Consider the following 21,747-nt stretch of genomic DNA (forward strand, 5'->3'; position numbering starts at 1 on the left):
AATGACATCAGGGGGGACACCATGTCCACGACGACCAACGACAAGACCGATCAGGCGGCGGGGCTGCTGCTGATGGGGGCGGCGGGGTTTTTCGGCTATCAGACCACCGGCCTGCCGATCGGAACGCTGTTCCGCATGGGACCGGGCTTCTTTCCGATGATCCTGTCGGCCCTGCTGTTCGGGCTGGGCGTCCTGATCTTTCTGAAATCCTTTGGCCGCATGACCGAGCCCTTTGGCCGGATCGCCTGGCGCGGCATGGCGCTGATCCTGCCGGCGCCGGTGGTGTTCGGTCTGACCGTGCGCGGCCTTGGCTTTGTGCCCGCGCTGTTCATAGCGACGCTGATCGCGTCGCAGGCCTCGGTCAAGATGCGGCCCTTGCCGTCGCTGATCCTGGCGACGGTGGTCACGATTCTGTCGACGCTGATCTTCAGCACCGGGCTGGGCCTGCCGTTTCGTCTGTTCGGACCCTGGGTCCGGTTTTAAGGATTAGCGATCATGGATCTTTTGTCCAATCTGGCGATGGGCTTTTCCGTCGCCTCGACCCCGGCCAACCTGGCCTTCTGCCTGATCGGGGTGCTGCTGGGCACGCTGATCGGGGTGCTGCCCGGCATCGGCGCCACGGCCACCATCGCCATGCTGCTGCCGATCACCTTCCAGCTGGAGCCGGTCAGCTCGCTGATCATGCTGGCGGGGATCTATTACGGGGCGCAATATGGCGGCTCGACCACCGCCATCCTGATCAACATGCCGGGTGAAAGCAGCAGCGCGGTGACGGCCATCGACGGCTATCAGATGGCGCGGAAGGGCCGCGCGGGCATCGCGCTGGCCACCGCCGCCATCGGGTCGTTCTTTGCGGGCACCGTGGCCACGCTGCTGGTGGCGATCTTTGCGCCGCCCCTGACGGTGGTGGCGCTGAAATTCGGCGCGGCTGAATATTTCAGCCTGATGGTGCTGGGCCTGATCATGGCGGTCGCGCTGGCGCATGGGTCGGTTCTCAAGGCGCTGGCGATGATGGTGCTGGGCCTGCTGCTGGGCATGGTCGGCACCGACATCTATACCGGCACGCCGCGCTTCACGCTTGGCATCACCGCCTATGCGGACGGGCTGAACTTTGTCGCGTTGGCCGTGGGCCTGTTCGGCATCGCCGAGATCCTGCGCAATCTGGAAACCGAACATGCGCGCGAGGTGATGACCAGAAACATCCAGCGCCTGATGCCCAACCGTCAGGAATTCCGCGAGATGGCCGCCCCGATCCTGCGCGGCACCGTCGTCGGATCGGTGCTGGGCATCCTGCCCGGCGGCGGCGCGATTCTGGCCAGCTTTGCCAGCTATACGATGGAAAAGAAGCTGTCCAAGACCCCCGAGGCCTTTGGGCAGGGCGCCATCGCCGGCGTCGCCGGACCCGAAAGCGCCAACAATGCGGGCGCGCAGACCAGTTTCATCCCGCTGCTGACCCTTGGCATTCCCGCCAACCCGGTCATGGCGCTGATGATCGGGGCGATGATCATTCAGGGCATCGTGCCCGGACCGAATGTCGTCAACGACCAGCCCGCGCTGTTCTGGGGCATCATCGCCAGCATGTGGATCGGCAATCTGATGCTGATCGTGCTGAACCTGCCGCTGATCGGACTGTGGGTCAAACTGCTCAGCGTGCCCTATTACGTGCTGTTTCCGATCATCATGGCGATGTGCGCCATCGGGGTCTATTCCGTCGACAACAACACCTTCGATCTGTACGCCGTCGCCTTCTTCGGCCTGCTGGGATATGTTCTGTCCAAGCTGCGCTGCGAACCGGCGCCGCTGCTGCTGGGCTTTGTTCTGGGACCGCTGCTGGAGGAAAACCTGCGCCGCGCGATGATCCTGTCGCGGGGCGATCCGACGACCTTCCTGACCCGGCCCATCAGTCTGGGCCTGTTGCTGGCCGCCTGCGCCGTGCTGGTGCTGGTCTTTCTGCCCCAGATCCGGTCCCGCCGCGACGAGGTGTTCACCGAGGCCGATGGCTGAGGCCCGCATCGGCACCCGCATCCGCAATTGACTTTTCCTGCCCCCGGCGGCATGCCCGGATCATGATGGTTCCCGTGTCGGCCAAGGCTCCGACAGGGTGAAAAGGGAACGCGGTGAGGTGTAGCCATCAGGCGCCTATTCCGCGACTGCCCCCGCAACTGTAAGCGGTAGCCGACCCCATATGCCACTGGCGCGCCCGTTGCGCCGGGAAGGCGGGCAAGGCCACGATCCGCAAGTCAGGAGACCTGCCATCATGACCGTATCCAACCCGGGCGGGGTGCCCCGGAGAAAGACCGCATGCGCCGTTCCCGGCTGCCCCTTCCGCCTGTTGCAACGCGGGCTGGGGTTCCCGGCCCGGGGCAATCGCGCCTTTTTCGACCCCGTCCTTCGCCAGATGAAGGACGACCATGATGAACCGATTTTTCCTGACCACTGCCTTGGCCATCGGTGCGGCGACCACCGCCCATGCCGCGCCGACCCAATACCCTGTGACCATCGACAATTGCGGGCATGCGGTGACCATTCCCGCCCGTCCCGACACTGTCGTCTCGATCGGCCAGTCCACGACCGAGATCCTCTATGCGCTGGATCAGGCCGACCGGATGGCGGGAACCGCGCTGTGGTTCAACGCGGTCCTGCCCGATCATGCGGATCAGGACGCCCGCGTCGAACGCATCAGCGACAACACCCCCAGCTTTGAATCCGTGGTGAACAAGCGGCCTGCCTTTGTGCCCACCATGTTCGAATGGATGATCGGCGAACAGGGCGCGGTCGGCACCCGGGCGCAATTCGCCGATCTGGGCATTCCGGTCTGGGTGATGCCGACCGATTGTCAGGGCAAGAACAACCTTGTCGGCGCGGATGGGACGCGTCTGGCGCCCTTTGACATCCGGAGTCTGTGGGACAGCATCGACCAGCTGGCGCAGGTGATGGACGCACAGGATGCGGGCGATGCGCTGACAGCCGCTCTGCAGGCGCGCGAGGCGGCGGTCGTGGCGCGTGCGCAGGCCATGGATCTGCCCGATGCCTCGGCGGCGGTCTGGTTTTCCTCGGCCGATCTGCAGCTGGACCCCTATATGGCGGGCGGCATGGGCGTTCCGGGCTGGATGCTGGACCGATTGGGCCTGCGCAATGTCGTCACCTCGGACGAGGAATGGCCGACCGTCGGGTGGGAGACGATCGCCCGCGCCGATCCGTCGGTCCTGGTCATCGCGCGCATGGATCGCCGCCGCTTTCCCGCCGACGATGTCGAGGCCAAGCTGCGCTTTCTGCAAACCGACCCGGTGACGCGGCAGATGAGCGCGGTGCGCGACAACCGCATCGTGATCATGGACGCCGAGGCGATGCATGCCGGCATCCGCCTGATCGACGGGCTGGAGGCTTTGGCGGCGGGCATGGACGGGCTGTCCGAATGATCGCCGATCCGCTGGCCGCGACCCGGCCGCGCCTGCACGGGCCCCGCTGGTGGTGGGTGCCGCTGCTGATCGTTCTGGCCCCTCTGGCGGGCACCGCGATGGGCGAGACCCCGATCGCGCTGGACACCGTCTGGCGGGCGCTGGCCAACCAGCTGTGGGATGCGGGCCATGCCGTCGATCCGATCGATCAGGGCATCATCTGGTCCTATCGCCTGCCGCGCGCGCTGGTGGCGGGGGCCTGCGGGGCAGGGCTGGCGATCTCGGGGCTGATGTTGCAGACGCTGCTGAGGAATGCGCTGGCCGATCCCTATCTGCTGGGCATCTCGGCAGGGGCGTCGACCGGCGCGGTGCTGGTGGCGGTCGCCGGGGTGGGCATCGGGTCTGCCGCGCTGCCGATGTCGGTGGGCGCGCTGGCCGGGGCGCTGGCCGCCTTTGCGCTGGTTGTCGGGCTGGCGCGGCTGGCGGGGGGCGGTCCCACGGCCCGGGGCGCGGCGCAGATCGTGCTGGCGGGCATCGCGGGATCGCAGCTGTTCAGCGCGCTGACCAGCTTTATCATCGCGCGATCCGCCAGCGCCGAACAGGCGCGGGGCATCATGTTCTGGCTGCTGGGCAATCTGTCGGGGGTGCGGTGGGGCGATGTCGGCCTGTCGATGGGGGCCGTCGCCATCGCCATGGCGGTGGCCCTGTGGCATGTCCGGGCGCTGGACGCATTCACCTTCGGGACGGAATCGGCGGCCTCGCTTGGGGTGCCGGTGCGCCGGGTTCAGGCGGTGCTGATTCTGGCGACGGCGGGGGCGACGGCGGTGCTGGTGTCGATCACCGGGGCGATCGGCTTTGTCGGGTTGGTCGTGCCCCATGCCGCGCGGTTTCTGGTCGGCACGCGCCACAGCAGGCTGGTGCCGGTGTCCGCCCTGATCGGCATGGTGTTCCTGATCGCGGCGGATGTGATCGCGCGGATGCTGGTGCCGGGGCAGACCCTGCCCATCGGCGTGGTCACGGCGCTGATCGGCGCGCCCGCCTTTGCGGTGATCCTGATCCGCGCAAGGCCGACCTCATGACCCTGCAGGCCCATGAGGTCGGACGCAGCGTCCGGGGTCGCGCCCTGCTGCAGGCGGTGTCGCTGACCGTCGCCCCGGGCGAGATGCTGGGTCTGATCGGACCCAACGGGTCCGGCAAATCCACGCTTCTGCGGCTGATGGCGGGGCTGGGGCGGCCCGATCGGGGCGTCCTGACGCTGGATGGCCAGCCCCTGCACCGGCATGGGTCGCGCCGGATCGCCCGCCGCATCGCGCTGGTCGCGCAAAGTGCCGGGACATCCGACCGCATCACCGTGCGCGATGCCGTGGCCCTCGGGCGCACGCCCTGGCTGGATGCGCTGCGCGGCTGGTCAGAGGTCGATGACCGGCATGTCGCGCGGGCGCTGGCCCGGGTCGATCTGTCCGCTTTGGCTTCGCGCGACTGGTCCACCCTGTCGGGGGGCGAACGCCAGCGCGCCCATATCGCCCGCGCGCTGGCGCAGGATCCGCAGATCCTGCTGCTGGACGAGCCGACCAACCATCTGGACATCCGCCACCAGCTGCAGGTGCTGGATCTGGTGGCGGGATTGGGCATCTCGACCGTGACCGCGCTGCATGATCTTAATCAGGCGATGCGCTGCGACCGGGTGGCGGTGCTGAAAGAGGGCCGCCTGCAGGCGCTTGGCCCCCCCGCCAGCGTCCTGACCCCGGACCTGCTGGCCCGCGTCTTCGATGTCCGCGCGACGCAGCTGACCGATCCGCAGGATGGCAGTCGCCTGTTGCGGTTCCAGCCGCTGGCGTGACCGGCGCGGGCATCGGTGTGGATCAGAACGCCCTCAGACGGCAGGGGATCAGGATGCGCGTGGCCGCGCTGGTGGGATGGCCGATCAGGTCGAAGGCGCTGGCCAGCATGGCGTCGACATCCTGTTCGATCATGCCGACATTGCCGGGCAGAAACGATCCGAACGGATCATAGTCGAAGCATCCATAGCGGACCCATCTGCGCCCGTCCTGCAACTGGGTGAACCACCCCACGACCCCCTCCAGCGAGATGGTCGAGTTGACGAAGACGCCCGTCGGCTGCCGGGGCCTGAACCCGGACAGGGCGTCCTGCGCGGTCTGCGCCGAATATCCATAGGCCAGAATATGATCGTCGGGGACCGACAATCCCCACGCGGCGTGGGCGGCCAGAAAGCCGCTCAGCCGCGCTGCCGTGTTGTGATCGTCGCGGCGACCGCCCACGAAGCGCAGCGGCCCGGTCCAGCCCAGATCCGTCCGGCACCGGTCCAGGATCAGGTTGGTCAGATCGCGCGCCCCCGCGAAATTGTCCGAAATCACCGAGGGCGCGCCGCTGCCGGGCAGATCCAGATTGATCGACTGCACCCCCGATGCCTTGCAAAAGGCCGAGATGCGGTCGGGATCGGTCGCCCCGGTCGCGATCAGACATTCCGCCTGATAGGACACCAGTTCCCGCGCGGCGTCGAACTCCATGTCGGGATCGCGCTGCGTGCAGGTGACGACGGGAAACAGATTGCGGGCGCGGGCCATCGCCTCGAACTGTTCGGCGATATGGCCGAAATAGCGGTTGTCGTATTTCGGAACGATCATGCCGACGATATGCGAACGGTCCCGGCGCAGCAGGCTGGCCTGCGCATTCACGGCATAGCCCTGCTGTTCGGCGGCCTGCATCACCCGGTCGGCCAAAGCCTGACTGAGACGGCGCTTTTTCCACGACCCGTTCAGGACCGCGCTGACCGCACTGGGCGATGCGTTCGCCAGCACGGCCAGATCATAGATCGTGGTCCGTTTCGCGCCGTTCTGCATTCCGTCCCCGTATCCGCGCCCGTTCTGTTCCAGAAAGAAATGTTGACCGAGTTGCATCGATGTAGCAACCTTGCGCAATCGATTGTGCAAAGAATCAGTCGACGACATCGCGGATGTGATCTGCAGGGAGGATACCCAAGGGATGCCACAGGATGCCGGTCGGTCGCAGGACCGGCGGGCCGATGGCGGCACCCGGGGCTTCGGCGATGTGCGAAACCGGACCGGAGGAGATGACGAATGACCAAGATCACCACCCTTTCAGCGGCCTCGATGCTTGCCATGGGGCTGTGCGCCAGCGCGGCCTCGGCCCAGACCGTGGCGTTTCTGATGCCCGATCAGGCATCCACCCGCTATGAACAGCATGACTGGCCCGGCTTTCAGGCGGCCATGGCCGAGACCTGCGCCGATTGCACGCTGATCTATCAGAACGGCAACGGCGATGTGGCGCTGCAACAGCAGCAGTTCAATTCGGTGATCGCGCAGGGGGCGACGGTCATCGTGCTGGACCCGGTCGACAGCGCCGCAGCCGCAGCCCTGGTCGAGATCGCGCATTCCCAGGACATCAAGGTCATCGCCTATGATCGCCCGATCCCGGATACGCCTGCCGATTTCTACGTCTCCTTCGACAACGAGGGCATCGGCTACGCCATCGCCCAATCGCTGGTCGAGAAGATGCAGGCCGATGGCGTTCCGGATGGCGCAGGCGTGCTGCAGATCAACGGCTCGCCCACCGATGCGGCGGCGGGCCTGATCCGCGACGGCATCGACCGGGCGCTGGATGCGTCGCCCTATGTCACGCTGTCGGAATTCGACACGCCCGATTGGGCGCCGCCGCGTGCGCAGGAATGGACGGCCAGTCAGGTGACGCGGTTCGGTGCCGACATTATGGGCATCGTGGCGGCGAATGACGGCACCGGCGGCGGCGCCATCGCGGCGCTGAAGGCGGCGGGGACCGATCCGCTGCCCCCGGTGACCGGCAATGATGCGACCATCGCGGCGCTGCAGCTGATCATCGCGGGCGATCAGTACAACACCATCTCCAAGCCGTCGGAAATCGTGGCCGCCGCCGCCGCGCAGGTCGCGGTGACCCTGTTGGAGGGTGGCACGCCCGAGGCGACCTCGACCCTCTATGACACGCCGTCGCAGCTGTTCGTGCCCGCCGTGGTGACCCAGGCCAACATCAAGGAGCTGATCTTCGACGCGGGCATCCAGACCCCGGCCGAGATCTGCAGCGGCGAATATGCCGAACCCTGCGCGGCCCTCGGCATCGCCGAGTAACCGATGACGGCTGCGGCGCGGGATGCGCGCCGCAGCCCTTTCCTGGGGAGGAGACAGCGATGAACCATCCGACCACGGCGCCCGCACCGGGCGCGCTGATCCTGCGCCTGAGGGGCGTGGGCAAGAAATTCGGCGCGGTCACCGCGCTGGAGGATATCGATCTGGACGTCCACGCCGGAGAGGTCGTGGCGCTGGTCGGCGACAATGGCGCGGGCAAATCCACGCTGGTCAAGGTGCTGGCAGGCGTCCACCAGCCGACATCGGGGACGATCGAGGTGTCGGGGAACCCGGTGACGCTGGACACGCCCGGCCGCGCGCTGGAACTGGGCATCGCCACGGTGTTTCAGGATCTGGCCCTGTGCGAGAATCTGGATGTCGTGGCCAATCTGTTTCTGGGTCAGGAAATCGGCCCCTGGGCCATGGACGAGGTCCAGATGGAGGTCCGCGCCTGGACCCTGTTGCAGGAACTGGCCGCGCGCATCCCGTCTGTCCGCGAACCCGTGGCGTCGCTGTCGGGCGGCCAGCGTCAGACCGTGGCCATCGCCCGGTCCCTGCTGCTGGAGCCGCAGATCATCATGCTGGACGAACCGACCGCCGCCCTTGGCGTGGCCCAGACCGCCGAGGTGCTGAACCTGATCGAGCGGGTGCGCGCGCGCGGCCATGGGGTGATCCTGATCTCGCATAACATGGAGGATGTGCGCGCCGTCGCCAACCGCATCGTGGTGCTGCGATTGGGCAGGAACAACGGCGTCTTCACCGCCGACACCTCGCATCAGGAACTGGTCGCGGCCATCACCGGCGCCAGCGAAAACTCCGTGTCGCGGCGTGCGGCCCGCAAACGCGAAGACATGAAACGCGAAGACATGGAGCAGATCCAATGACGCAGCATCCCGCAACCGGCGCCGACCGCAACGGACCTGCTCTGGCGGGCAAGGTCGGTCAGGGCGCCAGACTGGATCAGGGCGACAGCCGCGTGCGCCATGATGCCGGATTGTCCGGCGCGCTGCGCGGCTTCATCGACCGGGTGCGGTCCGGCGATCTGGGCATGCTGCCGGTCGCGGTCGGCCTGCTGCTGATCTCGGGCGCGTTCACGGCGCTGAACCCGATCTTTCTGGCGCCCGCCAATCTGGTCAACATGCTGTTCGACGCCGCCGCCGTCGGCTTTATCGCCCTGGGCGTCGTCTGCGTCCTGCTGCTGGGCGAAATCGATCTGTCCATCGGCTCGATGAGCGGGCTGTCCTCGGCCATCATCGGGGTCTTATGGATCCAGACCGGCCTGCCGCTGCCCGTGGCGATCGCAGGCGCGCTGGCGATGGGCGCGCTGGTCGGCATGGCCTATGGCTTTCTGCGCAACCGGTTCGAGATGCCCAGCTTTGTCGCCACCCTGTCGGGCCTTCTGGCGCTGCTGGGGTTGCAACTGTACATTCTGGGGCCGTCCGGGTCGATCAACCTGCCGTTCACCTCGCCTCTGGTGCGGTTCGGCCAGATCCTGATCATGCCCGCATGGCTGTCCTATGCGGTGGCGGTGCTGCCGGGCATCGCGATCGTGTGGGGCACGATGCGCGCCAACCGGCGCCGGATCGCCGCGAACCTGTCTTCGACCGGGCTCAGCGTCGCGGTGGCCAAGGCGGCCTGTCTGACGCTGGCACTGGTCTTTGCGGTGTCCTACCTCGAGCGCAGCCGGGGCGTGCCGCTGATGTTCGGCGTCTTCGTGCTGTTCGTCGTGGCGCTGGATTATGCGCTGGTGCGCACCAAATGGGGCCGCTCGATGTTCGCCGTCGGCGGCAATGCCGAAGCCGCGCGCCGGGCGGGCATCGATGTGCGGCGCATCCGCCTGTCGGCCTTTGTGGTCTGTTCGACGTTTGCGGCCCTTGGCGGCATCTTCGCCGCCGCGCGTCTGGCCTCGGCCAGTCAGCAGGCCGGGACGGGCGACGTGAACCTGAACGCCATCGCGGCGGCGGTGATCGGCGGGACATCGCTGTTCGGGGGGCGGGGATCGGCATGGTCGGCGCTGCTGGGCGTGCTGGTGATCATGGCGATTTCGAACGGGCTGACGCTTTTGAACCTCAGCTCGTCCCTGCGTTATATGATCACCGGGGCGGTGCTGGCCATCGCGGTCATCGTCGACAGCCTTGCGCGACGGTCGCGCGCCAACAACGGACGCGCCTGAGGAGGATGCCATGACACTGAACCACAAGACCGCCGCGATCACCGGTGCCGCATCCGGGATCGGGCTGGAATGCGCCCGCATCCTGATCGAAAACGGCGCCCGGGTCGTGCTGATCGACCGCGCCGGGGATCGCCTGAGCGCGTTGTGCGCGGAACTGGGTCCGAATGCCCATCCGCTGGTCGTCGACCTGCTGGACGGGCCGCAAGTGTCCGCGATGGTGCCCCGGATCGAGGCGCTGGTCGGGCCGCTGGACATCTTTCATGCCAATGCGGGCGCCTATGTCGGCGGTCCTGCGGCGACAGGCGATCCCGACATCTGGGACCGGGTGCTGAACCTGAACGTGAATGCGGCCTTTCGCAGCGTGCAGGCCGTCCTGCCGGGCATGATCGCGCGCAAGTCCGGCGATATCCTGTTCACCAGTTCCGTCGCAGGCGTCGTGCCCGTGGTGTGGGAGCCGGTCTATACCGCCTCGAAATTCGCGGTGCAGGCATTCCTGCATGCGACGCGGCGGCAGGTGTCCCCGCATGGCATCCGCATGGGGGCGGTGCTGCCCGGCCCGGTCGTCACGGCGCTGCTGGACGACTGGCCCCGCGAGAAGATGGAGGAGGCGCTGGCCAACGGATCGCTGATGCAGCCGCGCGAGGTGGCCGAGGCGGTGCTGTTCATGCTGACCCGCCCGCGGGGGGTGGTGATCCGCGATATGGTCATTTTGCCCAACAGCGTCGATCTGTAAGGGGCCGCAAGGGGGGACCGCATCATGACGGACGGATATCTGCTGGGCATCGATGTCGGCACGGGCAGTGCGCGCGCGGGCGTCTTCACCACCAATGGCCGGATGATCGGCACGGGCAAGCACCCGATCGCCCTGCACCGGCAGCCGGGCAGCATCGTCGAGCAATCCTCCGAGGATATCTGGCGCGCGGTTGCACGATCCGTGCGGGGTGCGGTGGCTGATGCGGGCATCGATCCAGGCGCCATTCGCGGCATCGGGTTCGATGCGACCTGTTCGCTGGTCGTGCTGGGGCCGGGCGGCGCGCCCCTGCCGGTGGGCGATCCGGCTCATCCCGACCGCAACATCATGGTCTGGATGGATCACCGCGCGCTGGAACAGTCCGAACGCATCAACGCCACCGGCCACCGGGTTCTGGATTATGTGGGGGGCCGCATCTCGCCCGAGATGGAGACACCCAAGCTGTTATGGCTGAAGGAAAACCGCCCCGGGATCTATGCCCAAGCGTGGCAGTTCATGGACCTGACCGACTTTCTGACATGGCGCGCCACGGGCTCTCTGGCCCGGTCGATCTGCACGGTCACCTGCAAATGGACCTATCTGGCGCATGAAGATGCCTGGGATGCCGGGTATTTCCGCATGATCGGGCTGGGCGATCTGGCCGATGCCGGGTTCGACCGGATCGGCACGCAGATCGTGCCCGCAGGGTTCGCGCTGGCGGATGGCCTGACGGCGCAGGCGGCCGCTGATTTCGGGCTGACGGCGGGCGTGCCGGTGGCCGCCGGTCTGATCGACGCGCATGCCGGGGGCATCGGCTCGGTCGGGGCGCAGGATGGCGTGGCGCAGGGTGGGGCCACCGACAATCTGGCCTATGTCTTTGGCACCTCGTCCTGCACGATGACCAGCACCCGCGATCCGGTCTTCGTGCCGGGGGTCTGGGGGCCCTATTATTCGGCGATGGTGCCGGGCCTGTGGCTGAACGAGGGCGGGCAATCCGCCGCCGGGGCCGCGATCGATCAGTTGCTGGACCATCACCCCCACACGCCCCGTGCCCGCGCACTGGCCGAAGGGGCCGGGCTGTCCCTGCCGGACTGGCTGGCGCAGCAGGCCGAACAGACGCTGGACGGCAACCCCGATATCGCGGCGCTGGCCGATGGCGTGCATGTCGTGCCCGAATTTCTGGGCAACCGCGCCCCGCATGCGAACCCCCAGACCCGCGCGGTGATCGCCGGTCTGGGGATGGAGCGTGATCTGGCCAGCCTGATTCGCCTGTACGTCGCGGGGCTGTGCGGGATCGGCTATGGCCTGCGCCAGATCATCGAGGCACAGGCCGCTGCGGGCGCGCCCATCCGCCGCATCGTCATCAGCGGCGGTGCGGGACGCAGCGACCTGATCCGGCAGCTGCTGGCCGATGCCACGGGGGTCGGACTGTCCGCCCCCGCGACCGGGGAACCCGTGCTGCTGGGATCGGCAATCCTTGGCAGCGTGGCGGCGGGTCTGCATCCCGATGTCGGGTCCGCAATGACTGCGATGTCGGCGTTCTCGGCCCATTACGACCCCCGGCCCGGTGCAACGGGCAACCGCCATCCGGCCCGCTTCGCGATCTTCACCCGGCTGCAGGCCATCGCGGCCGAGGCCAGCCGCCATCAGGGCCCGGCCACAGGCTGACGGGTCTGACCGTGGGGGCCGCGCGCCCGGCCCCCACGGTATGTTCTAGAGGGTCGCGCGGGGTCCGGCCCTGCCGCGCAGGCGGCGACCCGCCATGTCCAGCGCCAGCATGACCAGCAGCGATGCCCCGGTCAGCGGGAACAGGATGCCGCCCGCGATCAGGATCGCCAGCACGCCCCGGAACGCCCTGGCGTCGGTGGGCATCGGCGGCACGCCCATGCCTTTTGCCGGGCGACGTTTCCACCACATCACGCCCGCCGACACGGCCAGCAGGACGATGCCCGCGCAGACCGCCAGCAGCACGATCTGGTTCGCCAGCCCGAATTGCTGGCCCAGATGGGTGTTGATGCCGAACTCCAGCCAGCGCCCGGCGGGGCCGTAATCGGCATAGCGCATGTCGACCAGCGGCTGGCCGCTGTACTGGTCCAGATGGATGACGCGCTGCCGGCTGACATCGTCGGGATAGACCGATCCGGTATAGACCCCGGTCGGCGAGGATGGCAGCGAGACCGCATAGCCCGCATGCAGGCCAAGCCGGTCGAAGGCGGCGACGGCGGCATCCAGCCCGATGGGGATGGCGCCCTCGGACGGCGCGGTCACCTTTGGGATGCGCGCCTGCTCCATCGACCACGAGGTCTGCGTCGTCTCGCTCAGCCGTTGATCAGACATGGGCACATCGACCCGCAGGCCTGCGGGATAGCCGAAATTCTGCCCGTTGGCCCATTCATTGACCTTGCCGCCCCAGATATTCGACCAGGGCATGCCGGTGATCGCCAGAAACACGATGAAGCCGCCGACGACCACGCTCGTCACCGCATGGGTGTCGCGCCAGAAGACCCGTTTCTTCGCGGTGCCGCGCACCGACAGAACGCCGCCCGCCTGTCCGCGCGGCCACCACAGATAAAGGCCGGTACCGACCAGCAGGATCGACCAGCCCGCCACGATCTCGATCACGCCCCGGGCGACGGGGCCGAAATATTTCAGGCTGTGCAAGTGGCGCACCGTCCACATGACCGTGCTGCGGTCGGGCCGCGCGCCCAGCACATGGCCGCTATAGGGGTTCACAAAGACCGCCATGCGGCGCCCGTCATCGGCAGCCACCGTCACCTCGGCCGAGACATGCGGCGCGGCGGGCCGGGTCAGCCTGACCGCGCGTCCCGGCACGGCGGTGATGGCCGAGGCGACCAGCTGTTCGGGCCGCAGGATCGCGCCGTCCTCGATGGCGACGCGCTTGAGATCGGCATGGACGATCATGTCGATCTCGTCCTTGAACAGATAGGCGGCGCCGGTCAACGCCAGCGTGATCAGAAACGGCAGGACGAACAGCCCCGCATAGAAATGCCAGCGCCAGACGGCGCGATAAAGGTCGGACGCGGCTGCAGACGGATAAGGGCCAGAGGGCCGGTTCACAGCGGCGTGGGGGGTGGCGTCCATGGTCGGATCGGACATGGGGTTTCCTGTCGGTTGGATATCGATCGGACGGCGCGACCCCCGCGCCGCCCAAAACGGCGAGGGTTACGGACGGCGGTCGGGTGGTGTCCCGGTCGTGCCCGCTGTCGCGGTCACATCGGCGCGCGGCCCGGTCCACGGCAGGGATCGGGCAATCCGGCGCTGCGGCCTTGCGGCAGGGGCCGACAGCGCCGCAGCCGCAGGCGCGGCAAACAACGATGTACTTGTCATGTCGGGCTTTCATCGGAAAAAAGGATCATCTGCGCGACGCGGGGCGTCACTGCGGGATGGGCCAGCCGGAATCCGTCAGCCGGATCGGCACAAGGCCGGGATCAGAGAATGGCCGGAGGCCCCCGCGCCGCAGGGGTCAGGACATCCGCACGGCGCAGATGCAGGGGAATATCCACGACAAAGGCCGTCGCCAGACGCAAGACCAGCGGCGGATCAAGGCCGATCGCCGAATCGGCCAGCACGGGCTGCCCCTGCAGCGCCCATGCGCAGGGCTGCTCGGCAGGCGAAGGGCCGGGCTGGGGGTGGTCTTGTCCGGTCTGGTCTGGCCCGGTTTGGTAAGCACTGCCCGACAGGTGCACCTGTCCATCGGGCATCATGATCGCCTCGACCATCCCCTGACCGGTGCACAGCACGAACCGCATTCCACCATCGTCCGCAGCCTCGACCATCGTTCCCGGGCCAAGGCCCGCCAGCACCACAAAGGGCAGGACCAGCATCCACCGCAGGGCCCGGCACAGGGCGGCATGCAGCAATGCGATGCGGGTCGAAGGGACAAGGTGGCGCGTCACGGCGGGCTTTCTGAAGGCTGCGCATCCCTAACCTGCGGAAGCGAGCGGGGAAAGTGGCGCAATGCCCCCTGCGGCGGATTTGATCCCGCCACCATCAAGGCCGCACGGCCAGCAGCCCGCATCGGACCGCAGCGATCAGCCCCTCGCGCCGCGCCTTGCATGGCGCAGGACAACGGGCCCACCCCGCGTCGCCCTGCCCGCCGCCCCGCGATCGCCTTCACAAAGCCGCGACCGGCGTAATGTCTGGCCGTCTGCGCCGATCTGACTTGTGAAGCAAGACCGCTTCGGCACCCACCCAACAGGAGCTTATCATGACCCGTGTGACGATCTTTGCAGCCGCCCTCTTGTCCGTTCTCGCACCGGCGGCCCATGCCGCTGCCGACAGCTTTCCCAGCAATGACGGGTCGTCCGACCGGGGCTCGATCATGTTCGTGCCGGACAGGATCCAGATCGAAGCCGGTACAATTCTGAAGGGCAACGAGCTGGCGCGTCGCAATGTCGATGCCTCCACGCTGATCGGCGCATCGGTTTTCCGCGGCTCGGGGATGATCGACGGGTCGAGCGCAAATGACTGATCGTCCGGACAGGGACCGGTTGACGGGTCCGTCCCGCCAGCCGGTCCCTGTCAGACCTGCCGGATATCGGGAGCGGTGCTGCCTGGACCGGCGCAACATCGGCGATCCGCGCTGGCCCGGCAGCATCCGCAAAAGGCTGAAGCCCGGCGGTCCTGTCACGGGGCGCGCGGACCGACCGAAGACCAGACAGCAGAACAGGAGGAGACTGCGATGAAGACCTTTCTGATACCCGTCGTTCTGGCGGGCCTTGCATTGGGCCTTTCGGGCGCGACCGGCCCGGGGGTGGTGGCGCAGACGCCCGGCGTGCAGATCAATGCCCCTGCGGGACTGGGTGCGGCCGGATACGATCTGGTCGCCTATTTCCGCCAGAACGCGCCGGTCCTTGGCGATGCGGCGCTGAGCCACCTGCACGAGGGGGTCACCTATCGCTTTTCCTCGGCAGAGAACCGGGCGGCGTTCAGGGCCGATCCGGCGGCCTATCTGCCGCAATATGGCAGCTATTGCGCCTATGGTGTGGCGCGCGGCTATAAGGTGGGGGTCGATCCCGCAGCCTTCACCATCGTCGATGGCAAGCTTTATCTGAACTATGACCGTGCGGTGCAAAAAATCTGGCGCAAGGACATCCCGCGATATCTTGCGCGGTCCGAGGCCAACTGGCCTGCGATCGCGGACGACTGATCAAGGCCCGGTCAGGCCGGGCCGAACCGGCGCAGGATGTCGTCGCGGTGTTCGTCCAGAAAGGGCGGGCGTCGCGGCGCGCAGACCGGCGTGGCCGACATCCGCAAGGGATTGCCCAACAGGCGCAGCGGCGGCAGGCCGTCTTCGGCGGGCAGGGTGGTCAGCATGCCCCGCGCCACCGTGTCGGGATCGGCCAGCACCTGCGCGACGCTGCGCACCGGGCCTGCGGGCACACCTGCGGCGGTCAGGCGCCGTTCCCACGCGGCGGCGGTCCCTTGCGCAAAAAGCGGCAGCAGCGCCGCCTCCAGCGCATCGACATGCGCGACCCGCGCGCGGTTGGTCGCGAAACGCGGATCATCGGCCAGTCCGGGGGCGCCCAGCACCCCGGCCAGTCGCGCGAATTGCGCGTCATTGCCGCAGGCCAGTGCCAGCGTGCCATCGCCCGTCTCGATCGTCTGATAGGGCGCGATATTGGGATGGCGGTTGCCAAGCCGTCGCGGGGCCTTGCCGGACACCAGCATGTTCGTCGCGCCGTTGATCAGCCAGGCCAGCTGCGCATCATAAAGGGCCACATCGACCCGCTGCCCCTGTCCGCTGCGGTCGCGGTGGTGCAGGGCGGCCAGAATGCCGGTCGCCGCATACATGCCGCACATCACATCCGCGATGCCCACGCCGACCTTCATCGGCGCGCCATCCGGATCGCCGGTCAGAGACATGATGCCCCCCATCGCCTGCACCAGAAAATCATAGCCCGTTCGGTCGGCATCCGCGCCCGTCCGCCCGAATCCGGTGATCGAACACCAGATCAGCCCCGGCCGCAGCGCCACCAGATCGTCGTAATCCAGCCCCCGCCGCGCCAGATCGCCGGGCTTGAAATTTTCCACCACGATGTCGCAATGTTTGACCAGGGCGCGGATGATCCCTGCCCCTTCCGGGGTGGTGAAATCCACCGCGATGGATTGCTTGCCCCGGTTGGCCGACAGGAAATATCCCGTCAGGTCCGTCTCGGTCCCGTCCGTGCGGGTCACATGGGGCGGGCCCCAGCTGCGCGTGTCGTCGCCCGCGCCGGGGCGTTCGACCTTGATCACCTCGGCCCCCAGATCGGCCAGAAGCTGCGTGGCCGTCGGCCCCGCCAGAATGCGCGACAGATCGAGGATGCGAATGCCGTCAAGGCTGCTGGTCATGGGCGGGGGGTGCTCCAGGGGGTTGATTTGAACCAGCCGGTGACGCGCGCGACGCCGTACAGGATTGCGCAGCCCGACAGATTTGCCAGCGTGACGGTTACCGCATCGCGCCCCGTCTGGTCCAGCGCAATGCCCAGAGCCTGGGCCAGAAACATGCCCGCCAGAAACACCGCCAGCGATTGCTGGCCGATCCGGCGCAGGGCATTGGTCAGGGGTGCCAGCACCGGATGGGACAGCCGCGCCCCGCCGGGGCCGACCAGCGCCAGCGCGATCACCGCCAGCGACAGGAAATGGACGTATCGCAGCAGGCCGAACGTGGTTTTCGAGGTCAGGGGCCGCAACGCATCGGCCATCTCTCGCAGCACGGGAAAGGCGCGCAGGGTCTGATACCACGCAAAGGGCACCGTCAGGATCACGACCGCCACCGCCAGCGCCAGCAACCAGCCGCGCGCGCGGGGCGCCCGCCACGTTCCGCGCCGCAGAAAGAACCCGGTAAAGAACAACAGCTGCCAGCCGAACGGGTCGAAGAACCAGCCCCGGTCGGACCATGGCTCTGCCGGGAACGGCATCAGGCGGCTTTGTGCCAGCCCCCACAAGCCGATCATCAGAACCAGCGGGGCCGCCCGGTGCAGCCGTTCGGCCATCAGCATGACCGGCAGCAGCGCCAGAATGACCATATACATCGGCAAGATGTCGAAATAGTTCGGGACATAGCGCAGCGTCATGAAATCCACCACCAGACCCGCATCGGATGCAAAGCGCTGCAGGTTCAGACGGCTGACATAGCTTTGCCCGTCGGGGCGCATCCCGGCCCCGTGAACCAGCGCGAAGACCGCCAGAAACAACCCCAGATGCGCCCACCACAATTGCCACAGCCGCTGCGCGACCCGCGCGGTCAAAAGCCCCGGCCCGCGCCTGTCGAACGTGCCCCCGAAGGCGATGGCCGAGGCCATGCCCGACAGGAACACGAACATCTCGGTCGCATCGGAAAAGCCAAAGCGCGCGGGAATCCACAGAGTCCAGGGATTGCCCGGCACATGCGCGATCAGGATGATCAGCATGCCAAGCCCCCGGAACACATCCAGCCGGATATCGCGCGCCGCCATGCGGCTGGCATGCCGGGCGGCGGTCCCTGCGGGAAAGTCAGAAAGCGTCGTGATAGTCATCGGCATCGAACCTGCAGGTGATGAGTGTGGCACCCGGACGGGCGGCGGCATCATCCAGCGCCCGGGCCAGCGCGGGCGCATCGGTCACGCTGTCGCCATGCGCGCCAAAGCCGCGCGCGACAGTGGCCAGATCGCTGCGCCCCAAAGCGGTGGCGCGCGGGCTCAGCCCGGCCTGCGCCTGTTTTTGCGCGATCAGGGCCAGACTGTCATCCTGAAAGACCACAACCGTCACCGGCAGGTTCAGGTCGCGCAGGGTGGCCATCTCTCCGGCGCACATCTCGAATCCGCCGTCGCCCATCACGGCGATGGTGCGGTGTCCGGGCCGTGCCACCGCCGCCCCGATGGCCAGAGGCAGAGCTGCCGCCATGGTGCAGAAGCCTGCCGATTGCAGCAGCCGTGCGGGCCGGCGGGCCTGCCATATCTGCGACAGCAGGATCCGGTGCGCGCCGCTGTCCACCGTCACGACCGTATCGGGACCGGCATGGGCGGCCAGCGTGCGGATGATCGCATGCGGGCCCCAATCCTTGGGTTTGTGAAATGCCGCATCCAGCGCCGTGCGGGCCGGGTGCCACCAGTCGCGGGCCGCGGCCACCGGCAGGGCCGCCACCAGCGCGGCGGCTGCCTGCGCCGGACAGGCCAGCAGACGCTGACCGGCGCGGTGCATGGCGTGATCGGCGGGGGCGGCAGTGATCTCGATCAGGCGGTCGGCGGGGACGGGGTCCATCCAGCCCGGGCGCATCTCGATCGGGTCATAGCCCAGAGCCAGCACCAGATCGGCGCCCGCCAGCAGGTCCAGCAGGATGCGGTCCGCCTTGGGCGACAGCCCCGCGCCACCCAGGGCCAGCGGATGCGTTTCGTCAAGGCCGCCCTTGGCCTTATAGGTGGTCAGCACCGGCGCCTGCAGCGCCTCGGCCAGCGCGGCCATGTCGGCCCCGGCCTGCGCCGCCTGCCATCCGGCCAGGATCACCGGGCGCGCGGCCCCCGCCAGCCGCGCCAGCAGCGGGGCCAGCGCCGGGTCATCGGCGCGCAGCGTGGCGCGGGTTTCGGGCACCGGCCCCCATGGCGCCTCGATCGCGGGCTGTGCCGCCATGGCCGGGGCCAGATCCAGATGCACCGGCCCCTGCGGATGCCGCAGTGCCAGCGCCAGCGCGCGGGCCACCGTGGCCCCGGCAGACCCGGCCTCGATGTCAAAGCTGGCCTTGACCAGAGGCCGCAGGATCGCGGCGTGATCGATGACCTGATGGGTATAGCGCGCGCGCATCCCCCGATCGACCACACCCGAGATCACCAGCAGCGGCACATGTTCCTGCGCCGCGTCGGCGATGCCGTTGATCGCATTGGTCAGGCCCGGCCCGACGGTGGTGACCAGCAGCCCCGGCGCGCCGGTCAGCACCGAACAGCCCGCCGCCATCAGCGCCGCCGCCGTTTCGTGCCGGGCCAGATGAAAGTCGACGCCCGCCAGCGCCAGCGCGTCGATCAGGGTCACGACCTCTCCTCCGGGCATGCCGAAGGCGTGGCGAATGCCGTGCAGGGACAGGCTGCGGGCGACGATGTCGGCCACGCGGTCGGGCTGTGCAGCGATTGTGGCCGGTATTTGCGGGCCGGGGCTGATCGGCATCGTCATGCACCTCTGTCGAAGATAGGGGTCTGGAATCGGCCATCATCGCCCGGATTTGGCTGGCGATAGTGGGGGCGGGGCGGTGGTGCTGTGCCTGCATGGCGGCGGGCACAGCGCGGCCCGGCCTTTTTATCCGCCGGGCTGGCGGCGCTTGGCTGGCAGACGTCAATCACCGCGCGCCCGCACGACCAGGGCCACCACGACGCCGAACAGGACATGCCCGACCAGCGAGGCCCAGGTCAGGGTGATGAAGCCCAGAAAGGCGGGCAATCCGGCGATCAGATGGGCCATGACATACAGCGCGAACACCCACAGCCCGATGCCGAACCCCACCCCGGTCAGCAGCACCGGCAGGCTGGGCACGACCAGCCGCTGCAAGGGCCGCGCGATGAACAGATAGCCAAGCGGATAAAAGACGACGCCGACCACGGCGTGGATCAGTTCGGCCAAAACGGGGTTGCGAAATCCGAACACGCTTTGGACCAGGGCCGCAGGCTCCAGCGGGCCACCGACCCACAGGGGGGTCAGGATACGGGCCCAGAATTCCCAGGTCAGGTCGGCGGCCAGCCCGGCCAGCAGCGCGGTCACGATCAGATGCCGGGAAAGGGCGGGCAGCAAGGACGGCTTGGTCGAGATCAGGGCGGTCATGGCAAGGCTCCTTTGGGATGCGGGGTCAGGCTGCGGTGTGGCCCGCGATGCGGGCGATCAGGCGGTCGTCGGTCTTCAGCGCGGCGCGGGCGGCGCGGGCGGCGCGCAGGCGGGCCACGGCTGCGGCATCGCCCGCCTGTCCCGCCATCTCGGTCAGGCCCAAAAGGAACAGGTCGCGCTGTGCATTGCTGCCGCCGATGGCGGGAAGCTCGGCCAGCAGGCGATCCAGCCCCTGTCGTTCGGCACCGGCGGCGCGCCCCGCCATCAGGCGGGCCAGCGGCAGACCGATGCGGCGCGCCACGCAAGCCTGTTCGTCCTGCGCCGCCGCGCGGGTGGTCATCGCGGCCAGCGCGGCGGCCACCCCGGCATCGTCGCGCAGCGCCACCAGCGCGCAGATCGTGTGCAGCGCGGCAAAGACCAGCGTCACATCCTGTTGGCGGCGCTGCGCGATCCCGGCCAGATCGTGCCAGCGCGACCCGACATCGACGCCCATCCGGTCCAGCCGCCACAGCAGCGACACGGCATTGGCCATGTCGCGGAAATCGTCGGTCTGTTCGGGACGAATGTCGTGGTCATAGATCGCCAGCACCCGGTCATGCGCGCCCTGTTCCAGATGCAGCAGGCCCAGATGCCAGGCCATGTGAAAGCTGAAATTGTTGCATCCTGACCAGTGGTGCCGGCTTTTCTCCAGCCAGTGGATGCCTGCTGCCGTGTCGCCCCGCATCTCGTGGACGTGACTGACGGCGTGGCGGCCCCAGCTGTCCTCGGGCGCCAGCTGAACGGCGCGCAGGCCGTGGATTTCGGCCTCGGCATATCGGCCATGTTCTTCCAGCGCGAAGGCGTGGCAACCCAGGACAAAGCCGCTGGCCATGCCGTCCACGGGCAGGTCGTGCAAGGCGGCATGGCTGCGCGCCAGCAGCCCCGCCCGGTCGCCCGCCATGAAACGCAGTCCGTGCGACAGCTTGAGGGGCAGCAGCGCGCCCGGACGGGTGGCGAAGGCCGCATCCAGCGCATCGGCGGCGCCCCGGACATGCCCCGCGACGGCCAGCGTCAGCGCGGCGACCAGCGCGCGTTCGTCGTTCGTGCCACCATCGCGCCGCGCCATCGCCGCCGTGGCATCGCCCAGGGCGGCAGCGGCCGGGGCCTGCAATTCCTCGCGTGCCAGCATCAGCCGGGCAAAGCCCAGAACCGCATGAGCCGCCACATGATCGCCGTCCGCCGCCAGGGCCTCGGCCAGTGCCGGGCCGGCTGCGGGCTGATGCGCCAGAATCGCATTGCTTGCCCGCGCCAGTGCCGCTGCCGCAGGCTCGGAGGCAGAGCTGACCTTCAGCCCCGGATCAAGGCTGCGATCATCCGGGCGGATGATCCGCAGGCGGGGGGCGGGCGGGTGGATCGTCATCGATACGCTCCTGCGAAGGGGACGGGGCAGGGTCTGATTCGGCTGGCAAAGGAAATGGCGCACCACAGGGCCGGACGCGGCGCATCTGGCCGGTGCAGCCCTGCGGGCAGATCGCCGTCAGGGGT

General features: G+C 68.1%; 21 protein-coding genes and 1 riboswitch. Of the genes, 12 read left to right on the forward strand and 9 right to left on the reverse strand.

Features of this window, described 5'->3' with window-relative positions; genetic code table 11:
- The first annotated feature begins 21 nt into the window (after window positions 1-21).
- The 5 genes from EG885_RS00530 (at window position 22) to EG885_RS00550 (ending at window position 5,238) form a co-directional block, all read left to right on the forward strand.
- Window positions 22-483, forward strand: a complete 462-nt coding sequence (locus EG885_RS00530) for a tripartite tricarboxylate transporter TctB family protein (protein ID WP_131572514.1) — start codon at window positions 22-24, stop codon at window positions 481-483.
- Window positions 484-495: 12 nt separating this feature from the next.
- Window positions 496-2,004 carry a tripartite tricarboxylate transporter permease gene (locus EG885_RS00535; RefSeq protein ID WP_131572515.1) on the forward strand — a complete coding sequence of 503 codons (1,509 nt, stop codon included), beginning with the start codon at window positions 496-498 and terminating at the stop codon, window positions 2,002-2,004.
- Between the two features lie 49 nt (window positions 2,005-2,053).
- Window positions 2,054-2,271: riboswitch (cobalamin riboswitch) on the forward strand.
- 143 nt (window positions 2,272-2,414) lie between these two features.
- Complete coding sequence (locus EG885_RS00540) at window positions 2,415-3,419, forward strand: ABC transporter substrate-binding protein (protein WP_207392152.1); 1,005 nt, start codon at window positions 2,415-2,417, stop codon at window positions 3,417-3,419.
- Entirely contained in the window at window positions 3,416-4,477 is a 1,062-nt protein-coding gene (locus EG885_RS00545; RefSeq protein WP_131572517.1) for a FecCD family ABC transporter permease, read from the forward strand. The genes EG885_RS00540 and EG885_RS00545 overlap by 4 nt, the downstream gene beginning before the upstream one ends.
- The gene (locus tag EG885_RS00550; RefSeq protein WP_131572518.1) at window positions 4,474-5,238 is read left to right on the forward strand and encodes an ABC transporter ATP-binding protein; all 765 of its coding nucleotides are present in this window, start codon (window positions 4,474-4,476) and stop codon (window positions 5,236-5,238) included. The genes EG885_RS00545 and EG885_RS00550 overlap by 4 nt, the downstream gene beginning before the upstream one ends.
- A gap of 22 nt (window positions 5,239-5,260) precedes the next feature.
- On the opposite strand, the gene EG885_RS00555 is transcribed toward EG885_RS00550, so the two are convergent.
- Window positions 5,261-6,316 carry a LacI family DNA-binding transcriptional regulator gene (locus EG885_RS00555; RefSeq protein WP_242679443.1) on the reverse strand — a complete coding sequence of 352 codons (1,056 nt, stop codon included), beginning with the start codon at window positions 6,314-6,316 and terminating at the stop codon, window positions 5,261-5,263.
- Window positions 6,317-6,496: 180 nt separating this feature from the next.
- Here EG885_RS00555 and EG885_RS00560 point away from each other — a divergent pair, with 180 nt between their 5' ends.
- The 5 genes from EG885_RS00560 to EG885_RS00580 are packed head-to-tail and all read left to right on the forward strand — an operon-like array spanning window position 6,497 to window position 12,105.
- Complete coding sequence (locus tag EG885_RS00560) at window positions 6,497-7,537, forward strand: ABC transporter substrate-binding protein (RefSeq protein WP_131572519.1); 1,041 nt, start codon at window positions 6,497-6,499, stop codon at window positions 7,535-7,537.
- Between the two features lie 59 nt (window positions 7,538-7,596).
- The gene (locus tag EG885_RS00565; protein ID WP_131572520.1) at window positions 7,597-8,418 is read left to right on the forward strand and encodes an ATP-binding cassette domain-containing protein; all 822 of its coding nucleotides are present in this window, start codon (window positions 7,597-7,599) and stop codon (window positions 8,416-8,418) included.
- A complete protein-coding gene (locus EG885_RS00570; protein WP_131572521.1) occupies window positions 8,415-9,707 on the forward strand; it encodes a sugar ABC transporter permease in 1,293 nt (430 codons plus the stop codon). The genes EG885_RS00565 and EG885_RS00570 overlap by 4 nt, the downstream gene beginning before the upstream one ends.
- A 10-nt stretch (window positions 9,708-9,717) precedes the next feature.
- Window positions 9,718-10,440 (forward strand): SDR family oxidoreductase, encoded by a 723-nt coding sequence (locus EG885_RS00575; RefSeq protein WP_131572522.1) that lies wholly within the window; start codon window positions 9,718-9,720, stop codon window positions 10,438-10,440.
- Between the two features lie 24 nt (window positions 10,441-10,464).
- Window positions 10,465-12,105, forward strand: a complete 1,641-nt coding sequence (locus EG885_RS00580) for an FGGY-family carbohydrate kinase (RefSeq protein WP_131572523.1) — start codon at window positions 10,465-10,467, stop codon at window positions 12,103-12,105.
- Between the two features lie 45 nt (window positions 12,106-12,150).
- On the opposite strand, the gene EG885_RS00585 is transcribed toward EG885_RS00580, so the two are convergent.
- The 3 genes from EG885_RS00585 to EG885_RS00590 all read right to left on the reverse strand — a co-directional run bounded on the left by EG885_RS00585 (window position 12,151) and on the right by EG885_RS00590 (window position 14,354).
- The gene (locus EG885_RS00585) at window positions 12,151-13,554 is read right to left on the reverse strand and encodes a PepSY-associated TM helix domain-containing protein (protein ID WP_242679444.1); all 1,404 of its coding nucleotides are present in this window, start codon (window positions 13,552-13,554) and stop codon (window positions 12,151-12,153) included.
- Window positions 13,555-13,620: 66 nt separating this feature from the next.
- Entirely contained in the window at window positions 13,621-13,785 is a 165-nt protein-coding gene (locus tag EG885_RS22590) for a hypothetical protein (RefSeq protein WP_165570993.1), read from the reverse strand.
- Between the two features lie 101 nt (window positions 13,786-13,886).
- Window positions 13,887-14,354: a hypothetical protein gene (locus EG885_RS00590; protein ID WP_131572524.1), complete on the reverse strand. Its 468-nt coding sequence runs from the start codon at window positions 14,352-14,354 to the stop codon at window positions 13,887-13,889.
- Window positions 14,355-14,665: 311 nt separating this feature from the next.
- Between EG885_RS00590 and EG885_RS00595 the strand changes: the two genes are divergently transcribed.
- A complete protein-coding gene (locus tag EG885_RS00595) occupies window positions 14,666-14,929 on the forward strand; it encodes a hypothetical protein (protein WP_131572525.1) in 264 nt (87 codons plus the stop codon).
- A gap of 210 nt (window positions 14,930-15,139) precedes the next feature.
- Window positions 15,140-15,607, forward strand: a complete 468-nt coding sequence (locus EG885_RS00600; RefSeq protein WP_131572526.1) for a YHS domain-containing (seleno)protein — start codon at window positions 15,140-15,142, stop codon at window positions 15,605-15,607.
- 11 nt (window positions 15,608-15,618) lie between these two features.
- Here EG885_RS00600 and EG885_RS00605 read toward each other — a convergent pair whose 3' ends face one another.
- From EG885_RS00605 to EG885_RS00625, 5 genes are all read right to left on the reverse strand, one after another.
- A complete protein-coding gene (locus EG885_RS00605; RefSeq protein ID WP_131572527.1) occupies window positions 15,619-16,791 on the reverse strand; it encodes a CaiB/BaiF CoA transferase family protein in 1,173 nt (390 codons plus the stop codon).
- Entirely contained in the window at window positions 16,788-17,957 is a 1,170-nt protein-coding gene (locus EG885_RS00610; protein WP_131572528.1) for an OpgC family protein, read from the reverse strand. Before EG885_RS00610 ends, EG885_RS00605 begins: the two co-directional genes overlap by 4 nt.
- Window positions 17,935-19,575, reverse strand: coding sequence for a thiamine pyrophosphate-binding protein (locus EG885_RS00615; protein ID WP_131572598.1), 1,641 nt, complete (start codon window positions 19,573-19,575; stop codon window positions 17,935-17,937). The genes EG885_RS00610 and EG885_RS00615 overlap by 23 nt, the downstream gene beginning before the upstream one ends.
- A 165-nt stretch (window positions 19,576-19,740) precedes the next feature.
- A complete protein-coding gene (locus tag EG885_RS00620) occupies window positions 19,741-20,223 on the reverse strand; it encodes a hypothetical protein (protein ID WP_131572529.1) in 483 nt (160 codons plus the stop codon).
- A 25-nt stretch (window positions 20,224-20,248) separates the two neighbouring features.
- Window positions 20,249-21,622 carry a tetratricopeptide repeat protein gene (locus EG885_RS00625; RefSeq protein ID WP_131572530.1) on the reverse strand — a complete coding sequence of 458 codons (1,374 nt, stop codon included), beginning with the start codon at window positions 21,620-21,622 and terminating at the stop codon, window positions 20,249-20,251.
- Window positions 21,623-21,747 lie beyond the last annotated feature (125 nt).

Origin of the sequence: Paracoccus nototheniae (assembly GCF_004335005.1) — a bacterium.
Taxonomy (GTDB): Bacteria; Pseudomonadota; Alphaproteobacteria; order Rhodobacterales; family Rhodobacteraceae; genus Paracoccus; species Paracoccus nototheniae.